The following is a 6,538-nucleotide window of genomic DNA, read 5'->3' as shown; positions in this document are numbered from 1 at the left end:
GCCTGCCCCGCGACGACCGCGTCGAACGCGCGCCCGGCCGGGTCCCACTCCTCGAAGGTCGCGACTTCGACGTCGGTCCCCTTGTCCCGCGCGAACGCGGCCATCCGCGGGTCGGGGTCGACGCCGAGCACCCGGCACCCGGCGGCGGCCAGCTGCCGCGCCTCGATCCCGGTGCCGCAGCCGACGTCGAGGAGGTCCGGGCCGGGACTCGCGGCGCGCACCGCGGTCACGAGTTCTCGGGGGTACGGCGGGCGCGCGCGGTCGTAGCGTTCGGCGTCGATCCCGAACGACTCCGCGATCCGGCGTGCTTCATGGGGTTGAGTGGGCATGCGCCCACTCTAATGGGCACACGCCCACTCGGGCAATGCGCGTTCGCCCGCGGCGTACCGGAGAATGGGCTCATGCCGACCGGGGTCCACTTGCGCGACGTGCGACGGCAGCTGTTCGCCGCCGCCGAGCGCGTTCTGCTGCGCGACGGCGCGGAGGCGCTGACGAGCCGCGCGGTCACCACCGAAGCCGACGTCGCCAAGGGCGTGCTGCACCGGCACTTCGCGGACTTCGACGACTTCCTGGCGGAACTCGTCCGCGAACGCATCACCCGCCTGCGGGACCAGGCCGCAATCCTGCGGGCCGCCGCGGGCACGCGAACGGTCGCGGACAACGTCACCGCGACCCTGACCGAGCTGTTCGACCCGGTCTCGCTGGCACTCGTCAGCCTGCTCTTCTTCCGCGACGAACTCCGCACCCGGTTACGCCGACCGGGTGACGGCCTGCCGATCCTGGTGGAGGCTCGCACGATGCTCGCGGACTACCTGACCGCCGAGCGCGCGCAGGGCCGCATCGCCGCGGACGCCGACGTCGATTCCCTGGCCCTGTCCCTCATCGGCGGCGGCCACCTGCTGTTCGCGAGCCGCCGGGGCACGCTGCCGGACGAGCGCGAACTGACGAAGGTGGTCGGCACCGTGCTCGCGGACGTGCTGCAGCGCAAGCTGTTGTGACCATCCGAAGTGGACACTCGCGCCGCCCCGCACACGCGACCACGCGGGGGTCCGGGGGCTCGCCCCCGGCGGGGGCGTGGGGGCTCGGCCCCCACAGGACACAGAACGAGAAAGCCCCTGTTCGCGTGTTCCGCGAACAGGGGCTGCCACTTTCGAGTGGGCGATACTGGGATCGAACCAGTGACCTCTTCGGTGTGAACGAAGCGCTCTCCCCCTGAGCTAATCGCCCGGTGGTACCAACTTCCACGAGATCCCGGGGGTGGGCTCGTGGTGCGCGATACTGGGATTGAACCAGTGACCTCTTCCGTGTCAGGGAAGCGCTCTCCCGCTGAGCTAATCGCGCGCTGCGGAACTTGGTACTGACGGAAGCATATCGGACGCCTTCGAAGGCCTTCACGGGGGTCTCCTCCATCGTGCGGTGTGACCCGCTGCACTGCGGAAATCGCCGTGACACCGGGGTGCGCGGACGGGCAGACTGCAAGGGAGACAGCCGGCCCGGCCGACCCAGGAGAGCTCCCACCCCGATGACCGACACCGATTCCCGTCCGCCCGCCGACCTGAACCGCGCTCCCGCGCGGGCGGGGCTCCTCATCGGGGTCCTCGTGCTGTCCGCGTTCGTGATGATCCTCAACGAGACGATCCTCAGCGTCGCGCTGCGCGACCTGACCGTCGACCTCCGCGTACCGACGACGACGGTGCAGTGGCTGACCAGCGGGTTCCTGCTGACCATGGCCGTCGTCATCCCCACGACCGGGTTCCTGCTGGAGCGCTTCTCACCGCGGCAGGTCTTCCTCTTCTCGCTGTCGGCGTTCAGCCTCGGCACGCTGCTGTGCGCGCTCGCGCCCGGCTTCGGGCTGCTGATGGCCGGCCGCGTGGTGCAGGCGTGCGGCACGGCGGTGATGCTGCCGCTGCTGATGACGTCGGTGATGCGGCTCGTGCCGCCGGAGCGGCGCGGCGCGACGATGGGCACGATCACGATCGTCATCGCGGTGGCCCCCGCGATCGGGCCGACCATCGGCGGCGCGGTGCTGTCGTCACTGGGCTGGCGCTGGATGTTCTGGATCGTGCTGCCGCTGTCGATCGCCGCGCTGGTGGCCGGGGCGCTGCAGCTGAAGCTGGAGAGCGAACGCCGCCGGGTGCCGCTGGACGTGCCCTCGGTGCTGCTGTCCGCGATCGGGTTCGGCGGCGTGCTGTACGGCCTGTCCGCCGGCGGCGAACAGGCCGGGGTCGAGCCGCCGGTGCCGGCGTGGGTGCCGATCGTCGTCGGCGTCGTCTCGCTGGCGGTGTTCACCTGGCGCCAGCTGCGGCTGCAGCGCCGCGACCGGGCGCTGCTCGACCTGCGGCCGTTCACGCACCGCAGCTTCGTCGTCGCGCTGGTGCTCACCGCGCTGCTGTTCGTCTGCCTGATCGGCGCGGCAGCGATCATGCTGCCGCTCTACCTGCAGACGGTACTGCACACGACCACGTTCGTCAGCGGCCTGGCCGTGCTGCCCGGCGGTCTGGTGCTGGGCCTGCTGGGCCGTCCGGTCGGCGCGCTGTTCGACAAGGTCGGCGCGCGCCCGCTGGTCATCCCCGGCGCCGGGGCGATGGCCGTCTCGCTGTGGCTGTTCACGATCCTGGGCCCGAACTCGCCGCTGATCGCGGTGATCGGGATCCACGTGCTGCTGATGGCCGGCCTCGGCCTGATGATGACGCCGCTGTTCACCGAATCGCTCGGCGTGCTGCCCGAGCACCTGTACTCCCACGGCAGCGCGATCCTCTCGACGCTGCAGCAGGTGGCCGGCGCGCTCGGCACCGCGGTGTTCGTCAGCGTGGCGACGCTCGGCAGCGAGGACCAGACGGCGGGCAGCCCGGACGCGTCGGGCCTGCACGCGGCGTTCGTGGTGGCGGGGTGCATCGGTCTGGTCGCCTTCGCGGGCACCTGGCTGATCCGCGCCAAGAAGCCGGGTTCGACCCCGGCGGCCGCCGCGCACCACTGAGCACAAGCGCCCCAAGGCGGCCTTGGGTGCGTTGAGTGGGCACTGCGGCGCGGAGCGCCTCCGTTGAGGGTGGCGGTGGGGGCATGGGTGGAGCACCGAAGGCCACACCGGTCACCCACATCGGCGACGTCGAGGCGGGCCGAGATGTCATGAATGACTCATTCATGTCGTCGGACGACATGAATGAGTCATTCACTACATCTCGGGTCAGGGCCCCGGCACAGTCGCCGACGGCCGACCGCCCTCGGTCTGAACCCACCGGCACCGGCCGTGGCGAGTGGCGCCGGGCGGCCGGCGAAGCCGCCGCCGGGCACACCGCCGCGGCTGTGCTGGAGCCCTGTCGTGCGCGGTCCCGAATGACACATTCACGACGCCAGCGCAGCCGCAGCCGACCGGGCCACCGGCACGCCCACCCCACGGAGCCGCTAGTGAGAAAACCCCACCATTGGGGAGCTTGAAGCCGGGCAAAAGAAAGTCCCGCTTCCGCTCGGCGAAGGCTGGGGGGAACCTGCGAGCGGAAGCGGGAGTTCGAGGCCGGTACGGGGGTCGCCTCGCGGCGGAAGGCTCAACACGGCCCCAGCCGGACTGGTGTTCCGTGAAGGCAAGGGGTGAGGCCCGGGGACTCCTCCGTACCGACACCCCTTACAACGCCCTACGCCACGCGGTGTTCCCCCGGCCGTCCCGACGTGACGGGGCTCATCCCGCGGCCTTCGGGGTCGCCCGCACGCCCGTGTGCAGGTACCGCTCCCCCGTCGGCAGCGTGTAGAACGTCACCGAAACCCAGCCCCGCATGCCCGCCGGGCTGTGGGCGAAGTGGCCCGGGCCGACCGGCACCAGGTCGTCCTCCGTCGTCGGGTCCGCCATGAGCGACGCCAGCGAGCCCGTCACCGTCTGGCGGATGCGCAGCTGCCCTTCCCTGGTCAGGATTTCGATGCGCATCGACTCGCGCTCGTACACGCCCAGGTACTCCGAGACGTCCAGCTCCGGCGGTGCCGCGGGCGGTTCGAACGGGCGGGGCATCGTGACGCCCGCCAGTTCCGCGAAGATCTCCGCGTAGAGCTCCTCGTACAGGTCGTGTGCGCTGCCGCCGTTGGTGAGCAGCGTGACCGCGAGCCCGTGGTCCGGCAGCACGCGCAGGAACGCCGACTGGCCGATCGTGTTGCCGTCGTGGCCGATGAGGCGGTGGCCGTCCCAGCCGAAGCGGATCCAGCCGAGGCCCCACGAGTCGCCGAGGGTGTGCTTGTCCGGCATCTCGGCCTGTTCCTCGGTCATCGCCGCGGCCGACTCCGCCGAGAGCACCCGCGAGCCGTCCGCGGTGACGCCGCCGGCCAGGTGCATGCGGGCGAAGGCCAGGACGTCCGACGCCGACGCCGTGATCAGGCCGGCCGGGCCCGCCGAGCGCGGGAGGCCCCACGCCGGCGCGGGCTGCGGGTCCTCCTCGCCGCTGGCCACGTGGCCCATCGCCGCGCGGAACAGCAGCGCCTCCTCCGGCAGGGTGCCGGTGCGGGTCAGGCCCAGCGGCGTGAACAGCCGCTCGCGCAGGGCCGCGTCCCACGTCTTGCCGGTGAGCTTCTCGATCACCCGTCCGATGAGGATGAACCCGGAGTTGCAATAGGACAGCGTCGCGCCGAGCGGATGGGTCTGCGCGGCCTGGTCCAGCACCTCGACGTACTTCTCGACGCAGTCGTCGCCGCGGCCGGTGTCGGTGAAGACGTCGCCGTCGATGCCGCTGGTGTGCGTCAGCAGGTGCCGCAGCGTCACCTTCTTCGTGACGTCGGGGTCGGCCAGCCGCAGCTCCGGCAGCACATCGGCGATCGGGGCGTCCAGGCTCAGCAGCCCCTCGTCGACCAGCTGCATGGCCACGGTGGCGGTCCACACCTTGCTGATCGAGCCGATCTGGAACACCGAGTCGTCGGTGACCTCGACCCCGGTGGCCTTGTTGAGCACCCCGAAGCTCGCGACGGCCTCGTCGTCGCCGCGCGCGATGCCCAGCGTCGCCCCGGGCACGCGGTGCTTGCGCGCGAGTTCGGCCAGGCGCCGCCGCCAGTGCGCGGTGTCGAGCGGGACGCGCGCCGGCTTGCCCGGCTCGCCCGCGTGCTGCTCGACCCAGTCCACGATCCGGCGGTTGAAGTCCACCCGGTGCGACGGCCGCCCGTCGAGGATGAACAGGTGGGACGCGCCGGGGTAGAGCACCAGCCGGGTCGGCACGCCCTGCTCGCGCAGCGCGGTGAACCACTGCTCGGCCTGCCCCGCCGGGCACCGGTCGTCGTTCGCGCCGTGCACGACCAGCGTCGGCGTGCGCACCTTTTCCACCTGCGCCAGCGGGGAAAGCGCCGCGTAGTGCGCCCGGTTCTCCGTGGGGATCGCGCCGAGCTCGGCGACGCCGAGGTAGTGCCCGGCGTCGGACGTGCCCGCCATGCTCACCGGGTCGCTGACCACGCCACCCGCGACCGCCGCGGCGAACCGGTCGTCGCGGCTGGTCAGGTAGCAGGTCATGTAGCCGCCGTAGCTGTAGCCGGTCACGGCGAGCCGCCGCCCGTCCGCCACGCCCTCGGCGACCAGGTCGTCCAGCGGCTCGAGGAAGTCCTTGGCGTCGGCCAGCCCCCACGCGCCGACCGCGCCGGTGTAGAACGCTTCGCCGTAGCCGTCGCTGCCGCGCGGGTTCAGCAGCAGCACCGCCCAGCCGCGGGCGGCGAGCTGCTGGTGGTAGACGTGCACCGCGTCGGCGGTGCCGTTCCACGCGTTGTGCGGGCCGCCGTGGATGTCGAGCAGCAGCGGCAGCGGGCCGGTGCGGGCGGGGTCGCGCAGCAGCCAGCCGTGCACGACCGTCCCGTCGGAGATCGTGAACTCGCGCTCCTCGTGGGTGAACAGCTCGAACTCGCCGTCGCCGTGCGACGTGTGGACGGTCGCCGCTCCCCCGCCGACACCGACCGTCGCGATCTCGCCGTACGACGACGTCGTGGCCAGCACGACCGCCGCGGTGTCCCCGGCGACGCTCAGGCCCGCCACGGCGTTCCCGGTGCCGCCCAGTACCAGCCGCGGCTCGCCGCCGGCGACGTCGACGGCGTAGAGGTGCGTGTAGCCGCGATCGCGGACGCAGAACAGGACTTCGGAACCGGCCAGCTGCGGCAGAGCACCCGGGTAACCCGGACCGCCCGGCATCACGTTGCGGTCGAGCGATGCCGCCAGGTCGACGGTTTCCCCGCCGTCCAGCGGAACCCGCAGCAGCCCGGCGTGGCCCGTGGCCGTGTCCCGGCGGCCGACGACGAGCAGCGCGCTCCCGTCGGCGGTCCAGAGGGCCGGGCCCGCCATGCCTTCGCCCGAGCCCACGAGCCGCGGTTCGGCGGTCGCGTTCCCGGGCTCGACGACGTAGGCGCCCGAACGGAAAGTCAGGTCGCCGTCGGCGTCCCGGGCCGCCGGGAAGGCCAGCCGGGTGCCGTCCGGCGACCAGGCCGGGTCACCCGCGTGCCAGTCCCCCGACGTCACCCGGCGGACCTCGCCGGTCGCGACGTCGAGGACGTGGACGTGCTTGCGCAGGGTCCGCAGGAACCCGGGGCCGTC

General features: G+C 72.4%; 4 protein-coding genes and 2 tRNA genes. 2 read left to right on the top strand and 4 right to left on the bottom strand.

The features are described from left to right. The coding region (locus G3I65_RS08910) for a bifunctional 2-polyprenyl-6-hydroxyphenol methylase/3-demethylubiquinol 3-O-methyltransferase UbiG (protein ID WP_160695668.1) at window positions 1–329 on the bottom strand (329 nt) is incomplete at its 3' end. 72 nt (window positions 330–401) lie between these two features. Here G3I65_RS08910 and G3I65_RS08905 point away from each other — a divergent pair. Further along, entirely contained in the window at window positions 402–998 is a 597-nt protein-coding gene (locus G3I65_RS08905) for a TetR/AcrR family transcriptional regulator (RefSeq protein ID WP_160695667.1), read from the top strand. Between the two features lie 157 nt (window positions 999–1,155). Here G3I65_RS08905 and G3I65_RS08900 read toward each other — a convergent pair. Both G3I65_RS08900 and G3I65_RS08895 read right to left on the bottom strand, forming a co-directional pair. Next, window positions 1,156–1,227: transfer RNA gene (locus tag G3I65_RS08900), tRNA-Val, on the bottom strand. A gap of 39 nt (window positions 1,228–1,266) precedes the next feature. After that, window positions 1,267–1,341: transfer RNA gene (locus G3I65_RS08895), tRNA-Val, on the bottom strand. Between the two features lie 181 nt (window positions 1,342–1,522). On the opposite strand from G3I65_RS08895, the gene G3I65_RS08890 reads away from it, so the two are divergent. Further along, window positions 1,523–2,977, top strand: a complete 1,455-nt coding sequence (locus G3I65_RS08890) for a DHA2 family efflux MFS transporter permease subunit (protein WP_160695666.1) — start codon at window positions 1,523–1,525, stop codon at window positions 2,975–2,977. A 696-nt stretch (window positions 2,978–3,673) separates the two neighbouring features. On the opposite strand, the gene G3I65_RS08885 is transcribed toward G3I65_RS08890, so the two are convergent. Further along, window positions 3,674–6,538: serine hydrolase (locus tag G3I65_RS08885; RefSeq protein ID WP_160695665.1), on the bottom strand; the 2,865-nt coding region annotated here is incomplete at its 5' end.

This window comes from Amycolatopsis sp. SID8362 (assembly GCF_010550475.1).
In the GTDB taxonomy this organism is placed as follows: domain Bacteria; phylum Actinomycetota; class Actinomycetes; order Mycobacteriales; family Pseudonocardiaceae; genus Amycolatopsis; species Amycolatopsis eburnea.
Note: the sequence above shows the minus strand (reverse complement) of the source record. Positions and strands in the feature narration are given on the sequence as shown.

Coding starts and splice junctions, on each gene's coding strand:
- G3I65_RS08890 (WP_160695666.1), top strand. CDS start 1,523: ATGACCGACACCGATTCCCGTCCGCCCGCCGACCTGAACCGCGCTCCC.
- G3I65_RS08905 (WP_160695667.1), top strand. CDS start 402: ATGCCGACCGGGGTCCACTTGCGCGACGTGCGACGGCAGCTGTTCGCC.